28 protein-coding genes are annotated in these 25,695 nt (G+C 44.5%); 7 read left to right on the top strand and 21 right to left on the bottom strand.

The window, feature by feature from the left end:
* Positions 1-8: 8 nt before the first annotated feature.
* The 5 genes from BN1080_RS06345 to BN1080_RS06330 form a co-directional block, all read right to left on the bottom strand.
* On the bottom strand, positions 9-224 hold the full coding sequence (locus BN1080_RS06345; protein ID WP_052651087.1) for an acyl-CoA carboxylase biotin carboxyl carrier protein subunit: 216 nt from the start codon (positions 222-224) through the stop codon (positions 9-11).
* Complete coding sequence (locus BN1080_RS06340) at positions 221-1,570, bottom strand: acetyl-CoA carboxylase biotin carboxylase subunit (RefSeq protein ID WP_052651086.1); 1,350 nt, start codon at positions 1,568-1,570, stop codon at positions 221-223. Before BN1080_RS06340 ends, BN1080_RS06345 begins: the two co-directional genes overlap by 4 nt.
* A gap of 174 nt (positions 1,571-1,744) precedes the next feature.
* Complete coding sequence (locus tag BN1080_RS06335) at positions 1,745-2,494, bottom strand: enoyl-CoA hydratase/isomerase family protein (RefSeq protein ID WP_052651085.1); 750 nt, start codon at positions 2,492-2,494, stop codon at positions 1,745-1,747.
* 85 nt (positions 2,495-2,579) lie between these two features.
* Complete coding sequence (rpmF, locus tag BN1080_RS16970; protein WP_033541041.1) at positions 2,580-2,756, bottom strand: 50S ribosomal protein L32; 177 nt, start codon at positions 2,754-2,756, stop codon at positions 2,580-2,582.
* Positions 2,757-2,780: 24 nt separating this feature from the next.
* Positions 2,781-3,314, bottom strand: coding sequence for a YceD family protein (locus tag BN1080_RS06330; RefSeq protein ID WP_052651084.1), 534 nt, complete (start codon positions 3,312-3,314; stop codon positions 2,781-2,783).
* Between the two features lie 127 nt (positions 3,315-3,441).
* Between BN1080_RS06330 and BN1080_RS06325 the strand changes: the two genes are divergently transcribed.
* Positions 3,442-4,656 (top strand): nucleotidyltransferase, encoded by a 1,215-nt coding sequence (locus BN1080_RS06325; protein ID WP_052651083.1) that lies wholly within the window; start codon positions 3,442-3,444, stop codon positions 4,654-4,656.
* On the opposite strand, the gene BN1080_RS06320 is transcribed toward BN1080_RS06325, so the two are convergent.
* The 3 genes from BN1080_RS06320 to rsmD are packed head-to-tail and all read right to left on the bottom strand — an operon-like array spanning position 4,629 to position 6,757.
* Positions 4,629-5,654 (bottom strand): SepM family pheromone-processing serine protease, encoded by a 1,026-nt coding sequence (locus tag BN1080_RS06320; RefSeq protein WP_052651082.1) that lies wholly within the window; start codon positions 5,652-5,654, stop codon positions 4,629-4,631. The two genes, BN1080_RS06325 and BN1080_RS06320, sit on opposite strands and share 28 nt — an antisense overlap.
* A gap of 55 nt (positions 5,655-5,709) precedes the next feature.
* Positions 5,710-6,189 carry a pantetheine-phosphate adenylyltransferase gene (gene coaD, locus BN1080_RS06315; protein WP_052651081.1) on the bottom strand — a complete coding sequence of 160 codons (480 nt, stop codon included), beginning with the start codon at positions 6,187-6,189 and terminating at the stop codon, positions 5,710-5,712.
* Complete coding sequence (gene rsmD, locus BN1080_RS06310) at positions 6,182-6,757, bottom strand: 16S rRNA (guanine(966)-N(2))-methyltransferase RsmD (protein ID WP_052651080.1); 576 nt, start codon at positions 6,755-6,757, stop codon at positions 6,182-6,184. The genes coaD and rsmD overlap by 8 nt, the downstream gene beginning before the upstream one ends.
* An 82-nt stretch (positions 6,758-6,839) precedes the next feature.
* Here rsmD and BN1080_RS06305 point away from each other — a divergent pair, with 82 nt between their 5' ends.
* Positions 6,840-7,220, top strand: coding sequence for a DUF7147 family protein (locus BN1080_RS06305; protein WP_052651079.1), 381 nt, complete (start codon positions 6,840-6,842; stop codon positions 7,218-7,220).
* On the opposite strand, the gene BN1080_RS06300 is transcribed toward BN1080_RS06305, so the two are convergent.
* On the bottom strand, positions 7,221-7,493 hold the full coding sequence (locus BN1080_RS06300; protein ID WP_052651078.1) for a YlbG family protein: 273 nt from the start codon (positions 7,491-7,493) through the stop codon (positions 7,221-7,223).
* Between the two features lie 368 nt (positions 7,494-7,861).
* Here BN1080_RS06300 and BN1080_RS06295 point away from each other — a divergent pair, with 368 nt between their 5' ends.
* On the top strand, positions 7,862-8,776 hold the full coding sequence (locus tag BN1080_RS06295; RefSeq protein WP_052651077.1) for a glycerophosphodiester phosphodiesterase family protein: 915 nt from the start codon (positions 7,862-7,864) through the stop codon (positions 8,774-8,776).
* Between the two features lie 65 nt (positions 8,777-8,841).
* Here BN1080_RS06295 and BN1080_RS06290 read toward each other — a convergent pair whose 3' ends face one another.
* On the bottom strand, positions 8,842-9,288 hold the full coding sequence (locus tag BN1080_RS06290) for a YlbF/YmcA family competence regulator (RefSeq protein WP_052651076.1): 447 nt from the start codon (positions 9,286-9,288) through the stop codon (positions 8,842-8,844).
* A 101-nt stretch (positions 9,289-9,389) separates the two neighbouring features.
* A complete protein-coding gene (locus tag BN1080_RS06285; RefSeq protein ID WP_052651075.1) occupies positions 9,390-10,454 on the bottom strand; it encodes a CAP domain-containing protein in 1,065 nt (354 codons plus the stop codon).
* A gap of 142 nt (positions 10,455-10,596) precedes the next feature.
* Between BN1080_RS06285 and BN1080_RS06280 the strand changes: the two genes are divergently transcribed.
* Together BN1080_RS06280 and ytvI are read left to right on the top strand one after the other, a co-directional pair.
* Positions 10,597-10,962: a YugN family protein gene (locus tag BN1080_RS06280; RefSeq protein ID WP_052651074.1), complete on the top strand. Its 366-nt coding sequence runs from the start codon at positions 10,597-10,599 to the stop codon at positions 10,960-10,962.
* Positions 10,963-11,064: 102 nt separating this feature from the next.
* Complete coding sequence (ytvI, locus tag BN1080_RS06275) at positions 11,065-12,123, top strand: sporulation integral membrane protein YtvI (RefSeq protein WP_052651073.1); 1,059 nt, start codon at positions 11,065-11,067, stop codon at positions 12,121-12,123.
* A gap of 34 nt (positions 12,124-12,157) precedes the next feature.
* Here the strand turns inward: ytvI and BN1080_RS06270 are convergent, their stop codons facing one another.
* The 7 genes from BN1080_RS06270 to cyoE all read right to left on the bottom strand — a co-directional run bounded on the left by BN1080_RS06270 (position 12,158) and on the right by cyoE (position 18,754).
* Complete coding sequence (locus BN1080_RS06270; RefSeq protein ID WP_052651072.1) at positions 12,158-12,619, bottom strand: DUF420 domain-containing protein; 462 nt, start codon at positions 12,617-12,619, stop codon at positions 12,158-12,160.
* Between the two features lie 25 nt (positions 12,620-12,644).
* Positions 12,645-13,568 carry a cytochrome c oxidase assembly factor CtaG gene (gene ctaG / locus BN1080_RS06265; protein WP_052651071.1) on the bottom strand — a complete coding sequence of 308 codons (924 nt, stop codon included), beginning with the start codon at positions 13,566-13,568 and terminating at the stop codon, positions 12,645-12,647.
* 251 nt (positions 13,569-13,819) lie between these two features.
* Positions 13,820-14,152 (bottom strand): cytochrome c oxidase subunit IVB, encoded by a 333-nt coding sequence (gene ctaF / locus BN1080_RS06260; protein ID WP_052651070.1) that lies wholly within the window; start codon positions 14,150-14,152, stop codon positions 13,820-13,822.
* A 1-nt stretch (position 14,153) separates the two neighbouring features.
* Positions 14,154-14,780, bottom strand: coding sequence for a cytochrome (ubi)quinol oxidase subunit III (locus BN1080_RS06255; RefSeq protein ID WP_052651069.1), 627 nt, complete (start codon positions 14,778-14,780; stop codon positions 14,154-14,156).
* Complete coding sequence (locus tag BN1080_RS06250) at positions 14,767-16,653, bottom strand: cytochrome c oxidase subunit I (RefSeq protein WP_052651068.1); 1,887 nt, start codon at positions 16,651-16,653, stop codon at positions 14,767-14,769. Before BN1080_RS06250 ends, BN1080_RS06255 begins: the two co-directional genes overlap by 14 nt.
* Positions 16,654-16,687: 34 nt before the next feature.
* On the bottom strand, positions 16,688-17,782 hold the full coding sequence (gene coxB / locus BN1080_RS06245) for a cytochrome c oxidase subunit II (RefSeq protein ID WP_052651067.1): 1,095 nt from the start codon (positions 17,780-17,782) through the stop codon (positions 16,688-16,690).
* A 54-nt stretch (positions 17,783-17,836) separates the two neighbouring features.
* A complete protein-coding gene (gene cyoE / locus BN1080_RS06240; protein WP_052651066.1) occupies positions 17,837-18,754 on the bottom strand; it encodes a heme o synthase in 918 nt (305 codons plus the stop codon).
* 396 nt (positions 18,755-19,150) lie between these two features.
* Here cyoE and BN1080_RS06235 point away from each other — a divergent pair, with 396 nt between their 5' ends.
* A complete protein-coding gene (locus BN1080_RS06235; protein ID WP_199876648.1) occupies positions 19,151-20,011 on the top strand; it encodes a COX15/CtaA family protein in 861 nt (286 codons plus the stop codon).
* A gap of 35 nt (positions 20,012-20,046) precedes the next feature.
* Here the strand turns inward: BN1080_RS06235 and pyc are convergent, their stop codons facing one another.
* From pyc to BN1080_RS06220, 3 genes are all read right to left on the bottom strand, one after another.
* A complete protein-coding gene (pyc, locus tag BN1080_RS06230; protein WP_052651064.1) occupies positions 20,047-23,487 on the bottom strand; it encodes a pyruvate carboxylase in 3,441 nt (1,146 codons plus the stop codon).
* Positions 23,488-23,503: 16 nt separating this feature from the next.
* On the bottom strand, positions 23,504-24,670 hold the full coding sequence (locus tag BN1080_RS06225; protein ID WP_052651063.1) for an FtsW/RodA/SpoVE family cell cycle protein: 1,167 nt from the start codon (positions 24,668-24,670) through the stop codon (positions 23,504-23,506).
* 65 nt (positions 24,671-24,735) lie between these two features.
* A complete protein-coding gene (locus BN1080_RS06220; RefSeq protein WP_052651062.1) occupies positions 24,736-25,017 on the bottom strand; it encodes an Fpa/YlaN family protein in 282 nt (93 codons plus the stop codon).
* Positions 25,018-25,183: 166 nt separating this feature from the next.
* Here BN1080_RS06220 and BN1080_RS06215 point away from each other — a divergent pair, with 166 nt between their 5' ends.
* Positions 25,184-25,690, top strand: a complete 507-nt coding sequence (locus BN1080_RS06215) for a hypothetical protein (protein WP_052651061.1) — start codon at positions 25,184-25,186, stop codon at positions 25,688-25,690.
* The last annotated feature ends 5 nt before the right edge of the window (positions 25,691-25,695 follow it).

Genomic DNA, 25,695 nt, shown 5'->3' with positions numbered 1-25,695 from the left:
ATCCGTTGTTATTCGCCGAATGTGATTAACGTATCTTCTTCATTGACAAAGCCGCCGACTTCAACGTGGATTTTTTCCACTTTGCCGCCCGTTTCCGCTTCGACTGGAATTTCCATTTTCATGGATTCCAACGTTAAAATTGCTTGCCCTGCCGATACGGCATCCCCTTCTGCTACCAAAATGTTTAATACAGTCCCTGCCATCGATGCTTTTACTTCTTTCATAATCCCGATTCCTCCTTTGATTTTTCCATCCAATTTGATAATGTCGATGTTGCATAGTCTCCCGAAACGAATTCCGGAGATTCAATAAATTCGTGGAACAACGGTATGTTCGTCTTCACTCCCGCTATTGTAGCATGATTGAAAAAATTCTGTGATTTGCGGAGCGCATCAATCCGGTCTTCTCCCGTTACAATGATTTTGGAAATCATCGGATCGTAGAACGGCGTTACTGCATTGCCTTGTTCGTAGCCCGATTCAATGCGGGCATCCTGCCCCCAAATGATTTTTTCAAGCGTTCCGGGCGACGGGAAGAACGTCTTCGGATCTTCTGCATAAATCCGGTATTCAATCGCATGGCCAGCCGATTCAATTTCAGTTTGTGCAGGCAGATCTTCTCCGTTAGAGACTTTCAACTGCCATTCCACCAGGTCAAGCCCGGTTACTTGTTCCGTTACCGGATGCTCGACTTGAAGCCTTGTGTTCATTTCCAGGAAATAGAACTCATTATTTTCATCCACAATAAATTCTACCGTGCCTGCATTTGTGTAAGCGACTGCTTTGGCTGCCTGTACGGCTGCTTCGCAAAGCTTTTCCCTAACATCCTGCGGCAAATTCGGCGAAGGCGACTCTTCAATCACTTTCTGGTTGCGGCGCTGAACAGAGCAATTCCGTTCAAAAAGATGGATGATATTGCCATGCTGGTCTCCAAAAATTTGAACTTCGATATGGCGGGCATTCGGCAAGAACTTCTCCAAGAAAACGATGTCATCGCCAAAATAGGCTTTCGCACGATTTTTCACCGATACAAACTGTTGACTGAGCGCTTGCTCACTATCACAGCGCACCATGCCAATGCCTCCGCCTCCGGCACTAGCCTTCAGCATAACAGGATAGCCGATGGCTTCCGCTTCTTTGATTGCCTCTTCTAAAGTGGCTACGCCGTTTTCTGTCCCAGGCACTACTGGAACATTGGCCTCAATCATCGTTCTGCGCGATTCGATTTTATCGCCCATTTTTTCGATTATATCAGCTGCCGGACCGATGAAAATCAATCCCGCTTCTTCGACTTTGCGCGCAAACTCCGCATTTTCGGACAATAGGCCGTATCCGGGATGGATAGCCGATGCGCCGTGCGCTTTTGCTGCTTCAATAATTTTGTCCCCTTGCAAATAGGATTGGACAACCGGATTCGGCCCAATCAATACATGTTCCGTTGCTTCACTCACGTAAGGCAGATCCCCATCAGCCTCGGAGTGGATGGCAACCGTTTGGATCCCCAGCTTATTGCACGTGCGAATAATTCGGCGTGCAATTTCGCCGCGGTTGGCAATCAGGATTTTATTCATATAAGAAATACCCCCTGTGTTTTTCTCCCTTCTCTAGCATATACGAAATTTGTAAGCGATTTCAACTATTCTTATAAAAATTATCATTTCGGAGTTTCACGGAAACTTTGCTAAGAATTGAAAACAACGTTAAAGCCATACTGAGATTCCAGTATGGCTTTAATGTTGTTTTATTTATTTCTTTTTATTTAAGAATCTTTCGACCGCATCGTGGTGGGCATCTGCTTCCCACAATTCTGCACACAAGCGGATTTCTTCGTTTACACGATCTTTTAAATGAGAACTTTGCCATTTGCGGATGGCAATTTCTTTATAGGCCCGGTGAACTTCCGGACGTATCTTTTTCATCGATTGGAAAAAGGCTTCTACACCGGCCTCGGATTCCACCACTTTAGTGGCCCAGCCGTTTTCAAGCAATTCCTGAGCTGTATAGACTCTCGCTTCACTCAGCATTTTCAGCGCTTCGGCATGGGGAATGGTTTCCATTGCATACGTGCCGCCGCCCCAGCCGCTTGTAATGGCGAGCGTCCCTTGGATAAAGCCGCATTTTGCATGGCTTCGGACTAGGCGGTAATCGCAGGCAGTAGCGATTTCACAGCCACCGCCGACGGCCATGCCGTTGACCAGCGCGACCACCGGGACCGGCAAGGTCTTTATTCGATAGAGAACGTCGCCCATTTTTTTCAGCATAGGATAGGCTTCATTCCGCGTACGCAAATGCTGATAAACGGACAGGTCGCCGCCGGAACAAAAAGCTTGTTCCCCTGAAGCGGTGATAATGACAAACTGCGGGTCATGGTTATGTACTTGCGCGACTAATTCTTCAAGGCCTTGGATCACTTCATCATTGATAGCGTTTCGGATATGGGGACGATCGATGGTAAAAGTCAATATGCCACCTGACAAATCTATTTTATAAGACATCAAACCACTCCTTTTAAATCCAGATAGAGAAAAAGGCTATCGAGAGCCATGGCCTCTCAATAGCCTTTTAGCAGCAAATACTGGTTTATTTGCTTGCTACAACTTCTTTCCCTTTGTATGATCCACATGCTTTGCAGACGTGGTGAGCCAATTTCGATTCGCCACAGCTAGGGCAAGTTACCATGCCCGGCACTGACAATTTGAAATGAGTACGGCGTTTTCTTTTAACGGTTTTGGACGTTCTTCTGAACGGTACAGCCATTGGTGACACCTCCTTACAATGATTCTATTCATCTGACTGATCAAAATACTTTGCTAAATCAGCAAGTCTTGGATCCGGTTTTGGTGGTGCTTCTGCTTTCTCGGCTTCCACTTGCTCATCCGTTGAATACGACCAGTCATTGCCGCCAGTTATAACGGCTTCGTCGGCGTCTTCCTTAAAGACTTGCATCGGTATCTCAAGCAAAATAAGCTCTTCCAGGATCGGCTGAAGATCGAGTGTTTCAGCGTCTACAAAGTGAACATTATCTTCCCTGCTTTCCCGGTCTTTTTCAGACCAAGAAAAAATTTCAACCGATTCTACGTCAATCGGGAATTCAACGTCTTCCCAAGTTCGTGCACAAGGCAAGATCAACTTGCCTTCGAGATGGAGCTGGCACGTTATTTGTTGCGAACCAACTGTACAATGACCGGTGACATGCATAGGAGAAACATCACGAATATCACTATTGCGATCTTTCACTGCATCTAATCGGATCGTTTCGTCGATTGGCATTCCGTCTTTGCGAAACTTTTGAAGCTGTTGAATCGCCATTTTCATAAGTATCACCTCTAAGACAACAAAGTTGATTATATAATGTACAGAAAAAGATGTCAAGATAAAATCTTGTCAGGGGTTTCTAAACATCGGTATACTGTAGATTAAGTTTACCAAAGGGGAGAGCCAAATGAAAGCTACAGGTATTATTGTTGAATACAATCCATTTCATAACGGACATCTTTACCATGCAGAACAAGCCAGAAAAAAATCCGGCGCTGATGTCGTCATCGCTGTCATGAGCGGACAATTTCTCCAGCGCGGCGAGCCGGCTTTTGCCGATAAATGGACACGTTGCGAAATGGCGCTCCAAAACGGCGTCGACGTGGTTATTGAACTTCCTTACGTCTACGCTACAGGGCAGGCTTCCGATTTTGCAAAAGGCGCCATCCATCTTTTAGAAGCCATCGGCAGCGAATCTTTCTGTTTCGGCAGCGAACAAGGCGCTATCGAACCTTTCTTAAATTCCTATGCCTTATTAACCGCTCACCGCGCTGAATATGAACGTCTGATCCATGAAGCTATCCAAACGGGCATCAGCTATCCAAAAGCTCTAAACAACGCTTATAAAGCTCTTACAGGCTCGGATGCGGGATTCGCTGATTTATCTCAGCCCAATAACATTCTTGGCTACCATTACATAGAAGCGGCGAAAAACAACCGGTTCGCGATTCGTCCGTTGACCATCCAGCGGATTGCCGCCAACTACCATGATCCGGTCAATAAAGATTTGACGATTGCCAGCGCAACAGGCATCCGAAAAGCATTTTTTGAAGAGGGGTCGCTCGAAGAGCTTTCCCGTTTTATGCCAGCTGCTTCCATCCACTCCCTTGTTTCATTTCATGAACTTCACGGCAGGTTTGGCAGCTGGGAATTATTTTATCCCAAGCTTCGCACGATTATTCTCCGGGAACGGCCGGAAAGTCTGAAACGGTTTGCTGAAGTGACGGAAGGCATAGAAAATCTCATTTTCGAAGCTGCAAAGAAAGAAGCTTATTTCGAACCTTTCATTGCGCGCATCAAGTCCAAACGCTTTACAAGAACACGCGTCCAGCGGATGCTTACCCATATTTATACGGGTTTTACTTGGGAACAACTGCGATCTTTTGAAAAACCGGCGTATCTTCGTTTGCTGGGCATGACAGAAACCGGGCGGCACTATCTCCATGCACAAAAAAAGAATATCGAACTTCCCCTTGTCAGCCGCGCCGCTGACCTCAACGACGCGATGGGAGGACTCGATATCCATGCAAGCTACATGTACTTGTCAGGCATGGGAATTTCCGATCTTCAAAAGGAATACTCTACTCCGCCTTTCTACTTGGCGTCTAAACCCGCTAAATAATCAAGCGCATCGTTAACGTTTTGAACCGGAACAATTTCCATGTCCGACTTGATTTTTTCAGCCGTTTCTACTGCTACATCGTAATTCGTTTCATCTATGCCTTCGGCTTCATCATCCGGAGCGAAGAAAATTTCGATTCCTTCATTGTCGGCAGCGATGATTTTCTGGTCGATGCCGCCAATTCTTCCTACACTTCCGTCACTGGACATCGTGCCAGTGCCTGCTACGTTATAGCCTTTCGTAATATCCTCATCCAACAATTGATTGATGATTTCCAACGTGAACATCAGACCGGCAGAAGGGCCGCCGATGGAATCGGAATCAATTTCCACTTTCGGGGTTGTCATAATATCTTTATTTTCTACAAAAGAGATGCCAAGGCCAACACGTTCGGGTTCACTCGGCAGCGGAGCCAGTTCGATTTCATTGGTGATCTTCCGGTCGTCGCGTTCATAGACAACTTCTACAGTTTCACCTTCTTTTTTGCTCGAAATGTAATCGACAAAATCCTGCTGGGCAGAAAATTCATTGCCGTCTATAGACAGCACCTGATCTCCGGCCTGCAAAGTCCCATCTGCTGCTCCGCCTTCCAGCACATTCAAAACGAATACGCCGTTATTGGTCACCTCGTAAGGCAGTTCCGCTTGTTCAAAAGCTACTTGCAAAGCGTTGATTTGGGAATCCGACATCAGCTTGAGTTGGCGGACGTTATATTCCTCGTCGCTTTCATGCGGGCTTCTGACTTCTTCCGGCTTTAAAATCTTGTAGCCGTCTTTCACTTTGGCATATAAATAGAGGGAAGGCGTCGCATTCAACATGGAAACCGTCATCAGGCTCAATGTCCCTTCGTCATCTTCATCTCCCCCTTCAACTTTCACAAGAGGGCTCAATTCGTAAGCACCGCCTGGCCGAGTGATATACAAGTCTAAGCGGTACGTTGAAACGAAAATAGCCAGTGCGGCTACAATTACTACCATAATCAATTTTTTATTTTTCATACGCTGCTCCTTCCTTTTTAGCAGCCCAATTACAAAAAGCCACGCAAAACGTGACTTAAATGAATTTCTGCTTTAATGCTTCTTCTACCGCTGCCGGCACTAATCCGCTGATATTGCCGCCGTATTTCGCTACTTCTTTGACAATGCTCGAACTTAGGAACGAGTATTGGTTATTGGAAATCATAAATAAGGTTTCGATGTTTTCATTCAAGAACCGGTTCATGGAAGTGATTTGCATTTCGTATTCGAAATCCGATACGGCTCGCAGCCCCCGGACGATGGCGTTTGCTTTCACTTCAATGGAATAATCGATCAACAGCCCCGCAAATGACTCGACTTGCACATTCGGAATCGATTGGGTAACTTCCGAAATCAACCCGATTCGTTCCTCGACATTGAAAAGCGGGTTTTTCGACGAATTGTTCATGACCACCACTTTAACTTCATCGAAAATAGTGGAAGCCCTCTTAATAATGTCTAAATGCCCCATTGTAATCGGGTCGAAACTTCCTGGCACAACTGCAATTTTACTCAATCTCTTCTCCCTCTTCCCCTTTGAAACGGTAAATTGAAATGATGGTGCTGCCATAAGGCTCATGCTTGAACCGTTCAAAATACTTAGTCTCTGCACCGAGCGCCACTTCTTTGGCGTGTTCGCAGACTACAATGGAATCTTCCGTCATAATCCCGATCTCTGCAGCTTTGTCCATTAATTCATAGGAAGCTTCCATATGATAAGGCGGATCCAAAAACAGCAATCTAGCTTGGATGCCGTTTTTCTTCATCGCCTTAATGGCTCGTTCCGCTTCCACTTTATAGACTTCTGCCCGCTCTTGCAACTTTGTCTTCGCAAGATTTGCGCGGATGGTCTCAATCGCTTTCCGGTCTTTATCGGTAAAAATAACCCGGTCAATGCCGCGGCTTAGCGCTTCAATGCCGAGGCCTCCGCTTCCGGCAAACAGATCCACTGCAATTCCGCCGTCAAAAAACGGGCCGATCATATTGAAGACGGATTCTTTCACTTTATCTGTAGTGGGCCTTGTCGAAGTCCCAGGCACCGCTTTCAATGGCAGCCCTTTTGCTGTTCCTGCTACAACACGCATACTATCGCCTCTTATTTGCTAAATTTCTTCTGGATAAGTTGTTTGGTAATGGTAAAATGGATTTTGGAAAGGACGTGATCTCATGATTCAACGTTTTATCGAACTTGGAGAAGGTTACGGAGATATATACGAGCTCCGGGAACTGATCGCCACAAATTCACACCGTTTTCTTCATGGATTCGTATTTGCCTCCAAAGACAAGGAAGGCAAAACGGTTCTCTCGATTGCGGCTGCTTTTAAACCTGCAGAAGAAGGCAATTTCATGCCTATCTACCTTTGCCGCGAAGGAATTCCAGAGGACTCCAAACGCCTGGCTATTTTTCAGGAGGCTGTAGAAAAACAAGGCCATACACCCATAAAAATGGAAGTTAAACATTCTTCCGTTTATGTGGACAAAACCATGTACTTCGGCCACTTGATTGCCATTTTGCGGTTAAACCATTATATTCCGCCGATGCAATAATCAAAGTCCGATCTTATAGTCGTATTCTTTCGCTTTATCGGGCTTGGCATTTTCATACTCAGTTTTAATGAATGGCCGATATGATTCAAGCACTTGCTTGACATAAGGAAGCTTCGATAATTTAGCTTTTGTCGCTTCAATCGCTTCCTGGTCCATATAAAGTACGACATACTTCAGCTTTCTCGAAATAAAGTGAACATGTCCGAATTTGCGCAATGATTTAGCTTGTTTCAGATGATGCACGTAGACAATGAGGCCTTGACGATCTCGCATAAATTCCCCTCTTTTCTACCGATTTAACGGCATATCAATCCCGCACCCCGAAAAGTTCGGAGGCCAATGGAACATAATTCTGGCCATTTCAGCACACGCTAAAGCAAAACATGAATATGCTCGTGTGCAGGCTCTTTGCATTTAGTTTAGGATACCATAGGAAAGAAAAATGCCGCAACCAAACAAATCCAGCAATGCCGCTTCAAATCCATCAAAAAACTGTATGCAGACCCCAACTTTTTTGAGCAGTGAGAATGAAATGGATTTTTTAGGGTATAGTGAACAAAACGCTATCGGATTAAACTAACAATAAAGTAGTTAATTCGCTATAATGTCTATAGTTATATTTTGAGGGGGTATTACATAAGATGGGGAAGAAAACGAAAATTGGCCTTGCTGCCGTAGCGGTTGGAGCAGCAGCCTGGGCAGGGACAAAAGCAATGGCTAATCCGCAAAAGCGTCCGCAAACTGAAGCTTTGGATTATGGCCAGCCTATCGTATTGGCTCACCGCGGCGGCTGTGGTATCGCCCCTGAGAGTTCGATGGCCGCATTCCAGCAATCTGCGGAATTAGGCGTACAAGGATTTGAAATTGATATCCGATTGACGAAAGATGAAGAAATTCTAGTTTTCCATGACGAATATGTGGACCGTACAACCGACGGAGCAGGCCGCGTAGCGGATATGACGTTGGAAGAACTGCGCGGGTTTGACCTGGGCTATCACTTTATCGATGCCGACGGCCGCCATTCTTATCGCGGGAAAGGCGAGAAAGTCGTATTGCTGAAGGAATTATTCGAGAAATTTCCGCATATGCTCATCAATATTGATATTAAAGATTCGCCAGAAACGTATGAAGGCAGCTTGATCCCTTCGAAGTTATGGCGTTTGATCGAGTCGATGGACGTCCAAAATCGCGTAGTCGTGACCAGTTTCTTCGACGAGCAAATTGACCGGTTTAATTTATACGCACAAAACCGCGTCGCAATTGGAGCTGGCGAAAACGAAGTCCGCAAAGCGTTCACGGCTTTCAATAGCCAGTTCGGCCATCTTTATCAGCCAAGAGCCGATGTCTTCCAAATTCCGGTTCGATCATCCATGTTCAGACTCGACTCCCAGCGATTTATCTCATTCTTGGAAAACCTGAACGTTTCCGTACATTATTGGACAATCGATGATGCGGAAGAGATGAAAGCCTTGATAGCGGCTGGAGCGAAAGGCATTATTACCCGCCGTCCTGATATTGCAGTCCCGGTTATTGAAGAACTTCAAAACAAATCATAAAAAAACTGTGCAACGAAATCGTTGCACAGTTTTTTTGAGGGCTTAACCGTCTCTTTTGCCGCAAATTAAGCGGAGCAAGAACAGCCGCCGCCAGTGCCGCAGCTTCCTCCACAAGAAGAGCCGGATGAGAAAAAGGGATTGCTTGAAGGGATTTTAACCGCTTCGGATACCGATCTTCCAATGATGAAGCTCACTTGATCCATCAAATCCTGAAGATCGTTTTCCGCAAGCCGCAATTCCGCTATCTGTTCATTCAAATCAAGCCGCCGCTTATCTACGCGGATCTGCTTCATCACCCGTTGATAATCAGGATGATATTTGCCAAAACGCTGGACTTCTTCATACTGCTCTTTCAATCTTGCAAACGCGTGGATTTCTGCTGCAAGATCTTTATCGCTATAAACGGAATTATAAGCATTTCGGTAAATCTCTGCTTGTTCCGACTGCAAAATCATTTCACTCAACTCTTCGGCAGAGTCAGTTATTTCAACCCATTCATAGGTCATAAACATATTGATTTCCTCCTCTACGCTATCATCATAGCAGAAATCCTGTCATTTTCCTATATTCAGAAACGCTTCGGCGGGAAGCAGCAATCTCTTTGCATCAATTTTTATTGTTTTTCCGCACTGGCCGGTTCCTGGTAAATAAAGTTTTGGGTATAGTATTTCCCAAATACCCCTACGCCGATCTGATTGAATTTATCGGAAAGCAAGGTTTCCCGGTGGTCAGATGAATTGATCCAGCCATGGACAGCTTCAGCTGCATCAAAGTATTGCGTCGCCGTGTTCTCTCCTGCTTCATCAAACAGAATATTCGCTGCAGTTAACCGGTCATTTAAATTTTCCAGCTCGATTTCTTGGGAAGAAAAATCTTTTTTGGCGGTATTCTCACTATGTGCTCTTGCCAATAAATTAATGGAAGGATTTTCATACAATGGTTTTCGCTGATGATGCAGCCGGTACACATTCGTCAAATCAACGATTTGTTTGGCGTTCGCATCATCAATGGATTGCTGCAAGCTGGAGGAAGGCGTAATCGACGGCAGCAAATCTCCTACAAACATCATGTCATATGGCTGATGCCTAATGAGCGTTTCCGCATCCATAAAACGCACTGCTTCCAGCTTGTCATCTTCCACATCAATATAAAGCTGTGCATAGACTTCATCAAAACTCACTAACAATCGCCTGTTGATGTCTTCTGCACCTAAATTGAAGGTGTAGATATTCGTTCCATATTTTACGGTTATTTCATTTTCAACAATCGTAAAGCGGTATAGCTCATCCAATGTTTGCCCGATTTCATACGGAGCTGCATTTGTAGCGGTTCCTGCCGTATATACTTGGACAGTCTTACTATTCTTTACACCTACCATCATATAGTTGGAGAAAGAGCTATTATAAATCCACCACTCGTAGCCGAAAGCGGAAGGTTCGATCCGGTCTGGCATGCCGTAGTCGTTCAGCCATTCATCTGTATCCTGCCCGATGTAAGTCGAGATGCCTTCTGCAGGGCGCTCTACATCCAAATCTTTTTCTACAATATCTTTTGCTGGCAATGGGTCCATTGTCGGCGGTGCTTCCAGCACTTCGTTTTCTTCTGTCGGCGAATCAAAATAAAAAAACACGATTAAAATAATCGAGAGAAAAATCATGATTTTCAATAAGTCCTTCAATCGACCAGCTCCTTAAATCCACTCGTTTCATAATTATAACAGTCGTCTGTATTCTGACACAATCTTGCCATTGCAACAAGTTCGAATATGATCTATTATTAAAGAAGCATTGAGTCAGTTTTGATTTAGAGGAGGAGATCCTATGTATTTTGAGAATACAGGACTTGAAGGCATTCGAGTAGATTTCACATTGCTTGATGACATTATGAGAAAACATGGTTTAACTAAAGAAGGTCAATGGGACTATGAACGCGTAACTTTTGACCGGAAATTCAAAGTTCATGAAGGCACATTCTACCTGCGCGTATTCGCATACGCCATTGATGGTGATATTGATGCTGGAGACGCAGTAGTACACGTGTTAAAGCCCGTTCTAGGCAAACACTACTACCCGCACGGCGTTGAATACGGTGAAGATGAACACTTCCCGGAACACTTGATCAAATCATGCACAGAAGTGTTGAAATCGATTCAAACGGATATTGAATCATTCAAAATCAAAGCGTAATAAATGGCCGCAGTTCATTGAACTGCGGTTTTTTTATTTTTCTTCGTTCGTTTTACGTGGTTATTGGTATACTAATATTAATCAATTATTAGGAGGTTCATTGTGCGGAAATGGCTAAATAAAAAAGTGCTGACCACAGCGCTTGTACTCTTAGCGTTAATTTTGATATCCATATACATATTGCCGATTTCAATCCCTTTGATCATCGGCCTATTGACTGCTATTTTTTTGGAACCGTTTGTCGGATTTGTCCAAAAACGGTTGAAATGGCGAAGAAAAAATGCAGTGTTGACGGTGTTCATCTTATTCCTGCTCATCGTCTCCGCCATTCTTTACTGGACCGTGACCCAGTTGATCGGCCGGATCATCCAATTTTCAAAAATGGTCCCAGACTACATCAATTCCATCTCAGATATGTGGAATGAAGTCCAATCGTTCTTTTTCCATTCCACAGAAGAATTGCCTGTAGAAGTAATTTCCTCTTTTGAAACCGAACTTGCCCAATTTCTTGAAGGCATTCGGGAATGGGTGCTCACCATTGTCAATTATGATACGGTTACCAACTTGCTGACAGGCATCCCTTCGTTTTTGGTCAGCTTCATCGTCTTTTTAATTGCATTGTTCTTATTTATGCTTGAATTGCTGAATTTAAGAGAAATGCTTTTCAAACGCTTGAAGGATTCCACCGCGGAAAAAGTTCGGTTTATGGCTTCCCGCTTAAACAATGTCATCTTCGGCTTTCTCAAAGCGCAGTTTTTAGTGTCGGTCATTATTTTCATCGTCTCATTGATCGCTCTACTATTTATAGCGCCAGAGTATGCAATCATTATGTCCTTGGTCATCTGGCTCATCGATTTTATTCCGATTCTTGGATCCATCATTGTGCTGACGCCTTGGTTTGTCTACCAATTCATCATCGGGGATGTTTACCAAGGTACGCAGCTTGCAATATTGGCATTGGTTCTCCTGATCATTCGCAGAACGGTTGAACCGAAAGTGATGGGGACCCATATCGGCCTGTCCCCTCTTGCAACGCTGATCGCCATGTATATCGGCCTCCAGCTTTTCGGGGTGCTCGGCTTCTTCATCGGGCCGCTTATCGTCATTCTCTTCACTTCAGCACGAGAAGCCGGAATGATTAAAATTGATTTTAAAATATAAAAATGCCGTCCCAAATTCTTGGGACGGCATTTTTTTATCCACCGAGTATCGCTTTAAAGACGGAAGTTGTATGGCCGCCTTCGTAGATGACGTATAACAACAAGTAAACGACTACCCCTGTGATGGCTGTAGCGAACCAGATAACGCTTGTAATCGGCCCCAATTTCCGGTGCTTATCCAAACGGTTTTTCCAGCCCAGCCAAATAGTGATGAGTCCCATAATTCCACCGGTTGTGGCTAAGGTGATGTGGAAAATCAAAAAGATCGTATAGATCAGTTTGTATTCATCCGGTCCGCCAAAGGCAGTATTGCCGATGAAAATCGTGCGGGACATATAAATAATAAAGAATGTCAATGCGGATACTCCAGCTGCCCACATGACTTTTTTATGCGCTTCAATTTTGCGGTTGATCACTAGGTACCAGCCAATCGCTACCAAAATTGCGCTTAATACGATAAAAAATGTACTGATGGTCGGTAATACCGGCAAATTCATCTAGATTTATCCCCTTTTGAACTCATTAAGCATTATGCCTGTGATAAGCCATTTTTTTTCTGTCTTGAATAGATTTCGCTGTAATTTCATCAGCATTATCATTCTCATTTCTTAACCATTCATAGAATACCAGCCATAGGAAAACGGTGAACACCAGCTCCTGCAAGACCTTCATGACAATGCCGCCAGTTCGCTGGTCTTCCACAGTTGACATATTGGTAAATAATTCCGGACCGGATAGGTTTAGCTGTGACAATGTTCCAGTAGGTACACATAATGCCATTGCCTGAAGCCACGCTTCTGCATCTGAATACGTAGCGTAAAACGGGCTGCTGCTGAAAATGATCAGCGCACAAGCAGGCGTCATCAAGACGCTCAAGCCAAACAAATAACCAAGCTTTTTCAAACCATGGAATTTATAAGAGCCTTCCAAATTATTCACAACCGGCCACCAATAGAAGATTGCTGAGATAAACAAGATGCCATTTACTACTGCATGGAGGGAGGTACTCGTTTTAACAAAATCAAAAACAAGTGGAATATGGTAAAAAGAAAATACCAGGCCAAACAAAATCAGGGCCAACATCGGCTTAGTGAAGAAATGGAAGAGCGGTTTAACTACCGGCAAGTTGATAAACTTTCTCCATATCCACGAAGGAACCCCCATAATAAGGAGCGGCGGAACCAGAAGCAATAGAAATGCCATCTGCACCATATGCATCGAGAAGATGATATGGCCGAGAAGATCGGTTGGAGAACCTTTAATGATATAAAGCAACACCATACCTGAAACAAAAAGAATCGCTTCTTTCGTTTTTAGAGGCTCGCTGTCTTTAAATTTGTCTTTCCATTTTATCGTAAGCATAAAATACAAAATTGTAATAAGAACGAGAACTGCTAAGTAGTACGGACTCCATAGTGCCTGAAATCCGAAAATACTGATCGGCATGCTTGCATACCTCCTTTATCATAAGTACCCTCATTATATAGTGTGGTGTGAACTATATCAATGAACGAACTATGACAATTCATTTAAGGAAACCTGCTAGAAATTCTTTTCCTCATTTAAGGGTTCATGTGCTATTCATGCTTTTAAGACACCCGTCACGTGTGCCGCTCTTTTAGAAGATACTTAAACTTTATCCTATTAAACAAAGCTAAAAAAAGCCCCCTGTCAGTCGACAGAGGGCTTTCTCATTCTTACCACCAAACAATTGTAACTAGCGCAAGAATCGTGATGAATGCTACGAACATTCCGCTGAACATAAAGAATGCAACCATGCCATGCCCTTTATTGCTCATATGCATGAAACCATAAAGTTGAAGCACGACTTGAACTGCAGCCAATAACAGAATGATTGGCGTAATCAAGTATGGAGAAAAGTCAGCAGCTACTGCTGTAAAAGCAATCAATGTCAAGAAAATCATGATTGCGAAAGAGGTTAGCTGACCGCGCATTTCTTTTGATCTTTGACGGCGGATATATTCATATTCAGTTTGTGATCTTACATGAGTATGGGTTTCGTGTGCCATATTAACCGATCACTCCCATCAAATATACTACTGTAAAGATAAATACCCAAACTACGTCGATAAAATGCCAGTATAGTGAAACCAAATAGAACTTCGGCGCATTATACATATTCAATCCACGTTTTGAGTTGCGGACCATCAAAGCGATAAACCAGCTTAAACCGAATAATACGTGGGCTCCGTGAGTACCGACTAGTGTATAGAAAGCGGCACTGAACGCACTATGCGTATAACCGAATCCTAAATGGACGTAGTGGTTGAACTCATAGATTTCCAATCCAAGGAAAGCTGCACCAAGCAATACGGTAATTCCAAGCCATGCCTGCATTGCTTTGAAATTATGGTTCTTCATGTGATACATCGCGTAAACACTTGTCAGCGATGAAGTTAAAAGAATCATTGTCATTGCAAATACAAGTGGAAGTTCAAATAAATTAGAAGCAGCAAATTCCATGCCGCTTGGACCTTTGTCTTTCAATGCAAGATAAGTTGCAAACAAAGAAGCAAATGTCACCGTTTCTGCTGCTAGAAGCAGCCAGAAACCGACGAATTTATTTTTACCTTCCATAGTCGCCGTTTCAGGATGATCCGGCCACGATTGAGGGGTATATTTTTTATTTAAGTCCATCTGATTTACCCCCTTTAACATCTCTCAACAATTCTTCTTTTGAGATATGGAATCCTAGGTCGTCTTTTAATGAACGGAATAACATTGAACCGAATGTGATCACGAGTCCGATAATGATGACTGGAATCGTCCATCCTTTGTCTCCGTCCATATTGTAAAGAGCACCAAATGAAGCGACAAATAAACCAAATGACATTACGACAGGAACAAATGAACCGTTAGGCATGTGAATTTCTTCTAATGGTTCAGCGTAAACCATTCCTTCTTTGTTGCCTTCCATTTTTTCAATCCAGAACGTATCTAGACCACGAACTAATGGAGTTTGAGCAAAGTTATAGAATGGCGGCGGTGAAGCAATTGCCCACTCAAGTGTACGGCCGTCGCCCCATGGGTCATTGCTGACACGTTCGTTTTTGATGCTTGTCATTACGATGTTCACCAATAGAATGATGACTCCAAGCGCCATGAACAAAGCACCTACAGAACTGATCGCGTTAAACAAATCCCAGCCTTGGTCTGCGCCAAACGTATAAACGCGGCGCGGCATTCCCATAAGGCCAAGGAAATGCTGGATGAAGAATGTTAAATGGAAACCGATAAAGAATAACCAGAAAGTCACTTTACCTAATTTTTCGCTAAGCATAGTACCGAACATTTTCGGCCAGTATAAATGAGTAGCCGCTAAAATCGCTAACACTACCCCACCAACGATAACATAGTGGAAATGGGCAACGATAAAGTAAGAATCGTGAAGCTGGTAATCGAGTGGTGCGATGGCTTGCATAACGCCTGTTACCCCACCTGCAACGAATGAAGGAATAAATCCAATCGCATACATCATAGGAGTCGTGAACGAAATGCTTCCTCCCCAAATGGTCAATAGCCAGTTGAAGATTTTAACACCCGTTGGAACAGCGATGATCATTGTCGCTAATGCGAATACCGCGTTAGCAGTTGGCCCTAAACCTACAGTAAACATGTGGTGAGCCCAAACCATGAATCCGTAGAAACCGATCAAGATTGTTGCGAACACTAAAGCTGTGTATCCGAATAAACGCTTGCGAGAGAAAATCGCAAAGATTTCAGAGAAGATACCGAATGCAGGCAAGATCAAGATGTAAACTTCCGGGTGGCCGAAGATCCAGAACAGGTGCTCCCAGATGATCGTATTTCCTCCCATAGTTACGTCGAAGAAATTAGCGCCGAACATACGGTCAAATACCATAAAGAATACTCCAACTGTAAGTGGAGGGAACGCTAGTAAAATTAAAGCAGAAGCTACGAAAGTCGTCCAAGTGAACAACGGCATTCTCATGTACGTCATCCCTGGAGCTCTCATATTAATAATGGTAACTAAGAAGTTGATCCCCGAGATCAACGTACCGAAACCGGAAATCGTTAACCCAAGTGCATAGAAATCAATTCCGTGCCCTTCAGATGCGATAGCGAGCGATGCATAGTTCGTCCACCCGGCATCCGGTGCGCCGCCTAAAAACCATGAAAGGTTTAGGAAAACTCCACCAAAGAAAAACAGCCAAAATCCTAATGAGTTCAGGAATGGAAATGCTACGTCGCGTGCGCCGATCTGCAAAGGCATGATGGCGTTCATAAACGCTAGCAATATTGGCATGGCAGCCAAGAAAATCATGGTCGTTCCGTGCATTGTCAATACTTCGTTATACGTTCCAGCACTAAGGAAATCGTTTCCGGCTTTCATTAACTGGATTCGGATTAACATCGCTTCTATACCGCCGATTAGGAAGAAAATCCCTCCGGAAGCAAGATATAGATGTGCGATTTTCTTATGGTCTACTGTTGTCAAGTAGTCCCACATGGCAGCACCGAAGCCCTTTTTCTGAGCAATAGAACTCACAATGTAAACCTCCCTTTTTTAAGCTCCGATTCTTTTACTCTTCAACGGATAAAGACATCAAGTAAGCAGCAAGTGCATCAAGCTCTTGCTCTGTAAATGGCTTCCCATCGTTCAAAGACTCTGGATCCGGCATCAAGTTGCCTGGTTTGTATTCTTGTGGATCAGAAATCCATTTTTTAATGTTTTCTTCATTATGTTCTAGGTAGCCCGCTACACGGTTGCGGTCTCCAAATGTTGCTACGTTCGGTCCAACGCCGCCAGCAGCTCCAGACCCTGAAACAGCGTGACAAGCGATACAGCCAGCTCCGTCAGCTCCAAAAATCTGTTCTCCTTCTTGTGCAAGTGCACCTTCAGCAGGAGTAGCTTCTTCTTGCATTGCCGCTACCCATTGGTCGAAGCTTTCACGGTCCATTGATTTCACTTTGAAATCCATCAGTGCGTGTGAAGGCCCACAAAGTTCAGCACATTTTCCGTAGAAAACGCCGTCTTCCAATTCAGCAGACTCTTGATCGAACGTTAAGTAGAAAGTGTTTACGTTTTCAGGGTTAGCATCCAATTTCCCACCAATTGATGGAATCCAGAATGAGTGCTTAACATCAGCAGAAATTAAATTGAAGTAAACTCGTTCATTGGTTGGGACAACCAATTCTTGAGCAGTTACAATACCTTGTTCAGGATATTCAAATTCCCACCAGTACAATTTCGCCGTAACGTTTACTGTCAAGTGGGTCATTGCATCACTATCTTCAGCTTGAACGTCCATTGTAGAAACGTCAGCCAAGTCGAAAGTGGAATAAACTGTTGGTACTGCAAGGATCAAAATCAGGACAATCGGAATCGCTGTCCATAAGAACTCAAGTTTCGCGCTTCCTTCCACTTGTTCCGGGATGACATCTTCCCCGATTTTTGAACGGCGGAATTTTACGATTGCCAAAACATAAATAATCGTTACGACAATGATTACGAATGCCATAACTATAGTAGACAAAATCAATAAGTTAAATTGATCTTGCGCAACTTCACCTGCCGGCAATAATGTGGAGATTTCTTCTCGTCCACATCCCGCAAGAAAGACCAGCAATGCAGTCATCAATGCGAAAAGGCGCCATTTCTTAAGCCCTTTAATCATAGCTCTTCATACCCCTCTCTCTCATTTGGTTAAAATTTTACTGAAATGCTGGAACTAGGCGAAGACGGCAAAAATGATCATCGAAACAAATAGGATGGTCATATAATTCAACGAATAGATGAACATTGTCTTCGCCCATTTCAAATCATCCGCCACTTTGAAGCCTTTAATGGCTAAAGCCAGCCACCCTACGTTCAAAAGTGTGGCTAAGATGAGGAAGCCTATTCCGAGATCCATTAACAGGAATGGCAGAGGGAACAGCAGCAAGACCCAAGCGAGCATCGACTTTTTCGTACGGTGGAAGCCTTTCACCACAGGCAGCATTGGAATTCCGGCAGCACGGTATTCTTCCGTGCGCTTCATGGCCAATGCATAAAAGTGTGGAGGCTGCCAGACGAACATGATCAAGAACAATGCCCAGGCACCCATTCCAAGTGCCGGTTCTACTGCAGCCCAACCGATTAGCGGCGGAATCGCTCCAGATATGCTTCCTACTATTGTATTGCTGACATGCCTTCTTTTAGACCACATCGAATAGAGGACGACATACGCTAGTATACCCGCAATTCCGAAAATACCAGCAGAAACTGAAGCAGAAAATAAAAATATTTCGCCTATAACGATGAAAGACAAAGCAAGTGCCAGTACAGCGGACGGCTTAAATCTTCCTGTTACAGTTGGACGCGACTTTTTGCTGGCCATTAACGGATCGATATCTGTATCGATATAGTTATTCATTGCTGCAGAACCTGCTATGATCAATGCTGATCCGACCAAGGTGTAGACGAGGATGTCCAACTCTTGCAGGAAGTGCCTGTCGGAAAATTGGAAAGCCAACCACAAACCTGTAAACACAGTGATTAAATTCGAGTTCACTATTCCGATTTTAATCAGCGCCAGAAAATCCTGGGTGAAGGTGGTCGTTTCCGGCGCCTGATGCGTTTCCGCAGACAAAGACCGGCCGTTTGACATATTACCCCCTCCTTTCAAAGTTGTAAGCATATTCCGCTAACCATAACTATATCTAAATTCCAGTTCTTTTTCTACATCTAACTGAAATTTCCTGATAAAAGCATGGTTTTCATGTAATTCGACTCAGAAATACGCTCTTCCTATCATACATGAGTCTCTTAATTATTTTAAGATAGAATAATAATTGTTTTTGAACAGTTTGTGAAGCATGCGCTAATATGTCCAAATCTTGAAAGTTTGTGCTCACTCCCATTTTCCATTGTGTTTTTCTGGAACTTTCGCTATTATCGAGTATGTATGTAACGGACGTATAAAAGTTTTATCCAAAAAAAGTAGGTGGCATAATTGCAACAAGGCAAATATATAAAATGGTTTGCAGTAGCAGCCACCATCGGGATGCTCTTGATCCTTCTCGGTGGTGCACTCGTCACGAAAACGGACAGTGGAATGGGCTGCGGCCGCAATTGGCCGGATTGCAACGGAAAATTGATTCCAGATGAGATCACTGCTGAAGTGCTGATCGAATTTTCTCATCGCCTCGTCACCGGTACAGTCGGCATTTTGATTGTCGTCCTTGCTGTTTGGGCTTGGAGAAAATACGGACATATCCGCGAAACTAAATTCCTGGCTGTCATGGCTGTCTTCTTCTTAGTTCTTCAAGCATTGATCGGAGCTGCCCAAGTTTTATGGGGCCAAGGCGATTTTATCTTAGCGCTTCATTTCGGAATCTCGCTTCTTTCATTCGCATCGGTCCTCTTGCTGGCCTTGCTGATTTTTGAAGTTGACCGGAAATTCGATGCCGACCGGTTAGTCATCGGCAAAAAATTGAAGCTCCATACGATTGGCGTGACTCTATATTCGTATATCGTAGTCTATACCGGAGCGCTTGTGCGCCATACCGAGTCGAGCCTAATTTGTGCAGATTGGCCAATGTGCCGGAACGGCGATTTCTCAATGCCGAACAATATGTACGAATGGGTTCAAATGGGCCATCGCTTCGCGGCTGGCTTGATTATCATTTGGCTTGGCTATATCGCTTGGCATGCGTATAAAAATTACAAGCAGCAGCGGGTGATCTATTGGGGTTGGATCATCGCATTCATCATCGTGCTCCTGCAAGCGACAACCGGCATGCTCGTTGTCTTGACTAAATTGAATTTAGCTGTAGCTTTGCTTCATTCCCTATTGATTTCAATGTTGTTCGGATTGCTTTGCTATATGATTTTGCTGGTATCCAGAAGCAGGCTTAAAAAATAAAAAAGTAGCCCGCGCAAAATGCGCGGGCTACTTTTTTATTTTCTTTCCATTTCAATTAGCAAATCACCTGTCGAGATGCCGTCTCCTGCCGCTACATGGATGGCTTTGATCGTACCATCGTAAGGCGCTTGGACCGTTGTCTCCATTTTCATTGCTTCCGTAACCAGCAAATGATCTCCGCGGTTTACTTTCGCTCCAGTTTCCGCAACAACTTTCAATACCGTTCCCGGCATTGTTGCCGCCAAATGAGATTCATTGGTCATATCCGCTTTTGGTTTGGCCTTGCTGTCGGTTTCCACGGAAATATCCTGGATGTTCACTTCCCGTGGCTGGCCGTTCAGCTCAAAGTAGATGGTCCGGTGGCCGTCTTTTTGAGGCTCGCCGATCGACACCAATTTGATCATCAAGGTCTTCCCTTTTTCGATCTCCACTTCGATTTCTTCGCCTAGCCGCATGCCGTAAAGGAAAGTAAGCGTATCGAGAACCGAAACATTGCCGAATTGCTTGTTCGTCGCCAAATATTCTTCGATCACTTTCGGATATAGCGCATAAGCCAACACTTCCTGCTTGCTTACTGGACGCTCCAGTTTCTCGAAAAGAATTTTCTTGATTTCATCAAAATCAGCAGGCTCCAGCAATTCCCCAGGGCGGACTGTGATCGGTTTGCGTTCTTTCAAAACGACTTTCTGCAATTCTTTCGGGAATCCTCCATGAGGCTGGCCGATATACCCTTCAAAGAATTCAATAACGGACTCTGGGAAATCGATGGTCTCTCCCCGCGATAAGACCGTTTTTTCATCGAGATCATTTTGGACCATGAACAATGCCATATCTCCAACAACTTTCGAAGAAGGCGTTACTTTCACAACGTCGCCAAACAGCATATTGACTCTGGAATACATGGACTTCACTTCTTCCCAGCGCATGCCGAGCCCGACAGCTTTTGCTTGCTGCTGCAGATTGCTGTACTGGCCGCCAGGCATTTCGTGGACATAGATCTCGGAATGCGGACTATTCATGCCGCTTTCAAAATCGCTGTAGTATTTGCGGACATCCTCCCAGTAATGGGACAGTTTTTCAATGGATTCAATATCCGTTTTCACTTCGCGTCCCGTGCCTTTCATGGCATAGTACAGGGAGTTCGCACTCGGCTGGGAAGTCAAACCGGCCATAGTGCCTAGAGCCGTATCAACGATATCCACTCCTGCTTCAATCGCTTTTGCGTACATATAGATGCCGTTGCCGCTTGTATCATGTGTGTGGAGATGGATCGGCAACGAAATGGTGTCTTTCAGTTCTGAAATCAAACGGTAAGCGGCTTCCGGCTTCAATAGGCCGGCCATATCTTTAATAGCCAGGATATGGGCACCAGCGGCTTCCAGTTCTTTTGCCATTTTCTTGTAGTAATCAACCGTATATTTGTCTCTGCTCGGATCCAATATATCGCCTGTATAGCAAATAGCCGCTTCTGCCACTTTGCCGGATAAACGGACTTCATCAATTGCCACTTCCATGCCTTTAATCCAGTTTAGGCTGTCAAAAATCCGGAAGACGTCAATGCCGGCTTCTGCCGAACTGCGGGCAAATTCCCGGATGACATTATCCGGATAATTTTTATAGCCGACGGCATTGGCGCCGCGGAAGAGCATTTGGAACAGGACATTCGGCACTTGTTTCCGCAGCTTTTCAAGGCGCACCCACGGGTTTTCTTTCAAGAAACGGTAAGAAACATCAAACGTGGCGCCTCCCCACATTTCCATAGAGAATAAATCATGCTGCAAACGTGCTGTTTCGTTGGCGATATTGAACATATCGTGAGAGCGCACGCGCGTCGCCAATAACGATTGGTGTGCATCGCGGAAAGTCGTATCGGTCAAGAGCACATCCTTTTGTTCATGAATCCACTTCGTCAGCCCTTCAGCTCCTTGCTCGTCCAAAATCTGCTTGGTGCCTGATGGCGGTGCATCCGCTAGAATGATCTGCGGCTTTCTTGGAGCTGTATGGATCGGCTTCGCCTTTTTCTCGATTCCCGGGAATCCGTTGATCGTCACATTGCCGATATAGCTTAACAATTTCGTTCCGCGGTCTAAGCGAACCGGGAATAGGAACAGTTCAGGCGTGGAATCGATGAAACTTGTATCAAACTCCCCTTTAATGAAGTTTTCGTGTTTTACCACATTTTCAAGAAACGGGATGTTTGTTTTGATCCCGCGGATCCGAAATTCCTGGAGATTTCGGTCCATTTTCGCCGCTGCTTCTTTGAATGTCACTGCCCAAGTGGACAATTTAACCAATAAAGAATCATAGAAAGGCGAAATGACAGCTCCCTGGAATCCATTTCCGGCATCCAGACGAACGCCAAAACCGCCGCCGGAACGATAAACCATCAGCTTGCCGGCATCGGGCATGAAATCGTTCAGCGGATCTTCTGTCGTCACTCGGGACTGGATGGCATAGCCGAAAAGCGGAATTTCTTTCTGCTCGGGAATGCCAATCACTTCACTGTGCAGCTCATGGCCGCGGGCGATATTGATTTGGGCATGGACGATATCGATTCCGGTAACCATTTCCGTAATCGTATGTTCCACTTGAATTCTTGGGTTTACTTCAATGAAATAGAATTCATCGTTCGCTACCAAGAATTCAACGGTTCCCGCATTTATGTAATCGATATTTTTCATCAGTTTAACAGCAGCGTCGCAAATGCGGTTGCGCAGTTCGTCGCTTAATGAATTGGAAGGAGCAATTTCCACGACTTTTTGATGTCGCCGTTGAATCGAGCAATCCCGTTCATACAAATGGACAATATTGCCGGCCGTATCCCCTAGAATTTGAACTTCAATATGTTTCGGTTTATCGACAAATTTTTCTACATACATTTCGTCGGAGCCAAACGCCGCTTTCGCTTCTGATTTCGCCCGTTCGTATGCAGATGCCAATTCTTCCTCCGTTTTGACGATGCGCATGCCACGTCCACCGCCGCCAAGAGAAGCTTTGATCATTAATGGGAATCCGGCCTTTTTGCTGAATTCAACCACTTCATCCAGCGATTCTACGGGTCCGTCTGTCCCTGGAATTACTGGAATGCCGGCTTGTATTGCCTGTTCGCGGGCTTTAACTTTATCCCCGAACATATCGAGGTGCCTAGAAGTCGGTCCGATAAAGGCAATCCCTTCCTCTTCGCAGCGCCGCGCAAAGTTCACATTTTCAGATAGGAAGCCATAGCCCGGGTGGACCGCGTCAGCTCCTGAATCTTTGGCAATACGAATGATGTCTTCAATGTCCAGATAAGCGTCAATCGGTTTTTTCCCTTTGCCGACCAAATAGGATTCGTCAGCTTTATAGCGGTGATAAGAACCACTATCTTCTTGCGAATAAATCGCAACTGTTGGAATTTTCAGTTCAGTACACGCGCGGAAAACCCGAATTGCGATTTCTCCGCGGTTTGCTACTAAGATTTTGTTGATTTCTCTCACACCGCAGCAACCCCTTTTATTTTTTCGATTTTTCAACTTTATGGAACATGGAAACATTCATCAATACTCCCATAGCTAAAGATAACAAAATTACGGACGTTCCGCCATAACTTATAAACGGAAGCGTCACCCCTGTCAGCGGAATCAGCCCAGTCAAGCCGCCTAAGTTAACAAAGGACTGGATGCCGATCATGCTGGCGATGCCTGCGGCCAGCATGCGCGCCAATGGATCTTTCGTTGTCATGGCGATGGAAAGTCCGCGCAAGATGATAAAAGCCAAACCGCCTAAAACGAATAATACTCCGAACACACCGAGCTCCTCGGCAATGATCGACATGATGAAATCCGTATGCGGCTCCGGTACATAGCCAAGTTTTTGGATCGATTGGCCAAGCCCAAGCCCTTTCAACCCGCCTGATCCGATGGCCAAGTAGCCGTTGACGATCTGCAGCCCAAAGCCCAATTCATCTGTAAACGGATTGAAGAAAGCATCCAGCCGGCCCAGCCGCTTTTCGGTGAAAATGGCGTCTGAAGCAAACACCATAATCGGAACGATAAAAATGGCTGCTGCACCAATTACGATAGAAGCAAGCTTTGCAAAAGATTTAAAGCGGATGCCGCTTGCTGCCATTACCGACAACCCGACAGCACCAATAATCATCATAGAACCCAAATCGGGCTCGAAAAACACTAAAATCAATACAAATGTCAAAATACTGACAGGCGGGATGATGGAATTGCCCAGTTCATTGATGGTGCCATTTCGGTATTTATTCGAGAATACGCCTGCCAAATAGAAGATGATGCCGACTTTTGCCACTTCTGACGGCTGGACATTCCCAAAGCCCAAGTTGATCCAACTGACGGCTCCACCGGCTGCCGAACCGATAAAGTGGACGAGAATCAAGCCGAGAAAAACAACTCCAAGCACGGTCATCATCATCCATTTTTTGTTGAAATGCTTATAAGGAAAAAACGCCGCTACGACAAAAACCGGGAAAGCGAACGCCAAGTTCTGGATCTGCTGTATGTAAAAACGGTCGGGCTCGCTGCCATACCGATTCACCGACCAGGCCATGCTCGAACTGTAGATCATGACCAGTCCGAAAAGGGTTAGCGCTATGTAGACAAAAAATAAAGGGTAGTCAAAGTTCTTTGCATATCTCTTGATGTATTGTTTCATGATTTCTATACCTCGATTTATTGGATTAGTAAAAAAACTCAAACAGGGTTCGTTTGAGTTTTAAGTCATTTATTTGTGTACGCATCATGAAGGATGGAAAGTTTCTTCTCCAGCGTATCCATTAGAATTTTGCCGGTTTCACGTTCAATAAGACCCAGCTTTACTGCAAAGTCGATTTCGCGCGAGAGGCCGAACATCTGAGTATCGAGCACTTCTTCGTATAAGGGGCATGAAGGCAAAGTCAAATGGTCCATTTGGACTTTGATCAGTTGCTCGATTTTTTCCGCATCTGCTTTGAGGAGTTCCAAAGCCTTCGCCTGATATGTTTGTTCTTCTGTATGTTCCATGAGGACTCCCCCATTAATTGATATTTATACCTAATAACCTGTTTAAAGTGTATCTTTTAATAGATGAAAATGCAAGCGTCTATCGGGCATAGAATTAATCCCTTTAGGATTTTGGCAGGAAAAGGTATACTTAATGGAGATCGATTATTTGATGGAGGGTTTTAGCATGGAAACTATCGTACCGTTTAAAGGTAAAGTGAAATTTAAGATTACATTGGATCCGACTGTTTGGATTTTTGATGACCGCAAACTTGATCTTACTACGTATTTCAGTGAAGAACGCATCATAAAAGACGAACTGGAAGAATATAAGCGCGGAATGGGTGAACATTGGTCGCGTGAAATTATGGAAGGCGCCACTGTACCGCCCACGCTGAATTCCGAAAAAAAATACAAAAGACAGGAAAAGCAGGAGATGATGACCGGAACTTTCGGCATGGTCTTAAAACCGTTCATTGAAACCGCAGAACCGGGAAAAGACGCGTCAAAAGCCGTCTTCGAAACCGCTTCCGGGGAATACAGCTTTCCTCTTGAAAGCGCCAAAGAACTGATTTTCAAGTTCAGCGAAAACGGAAAGCCGTTAAAAGAAAACGGCCCTGTCCACATTTTGCTGCCGGATGGATCGAACCAAGACGAGCCAATAACGGATGTGTTCGCCATCCGGGTTGAGTAGGAGGA

The organism is Planococcus massiliensis (assembly GCF_000821325.1).
Classification (GTDB): domain Bacteria; phylum Bacillota; class Bacilli; order Bacillales_A; family Planococcaceae; genus Planococcus; species Planococcus ruber.
This window is presented reverse-complemented; position numbering and strand designations above follow the sequence as displayed.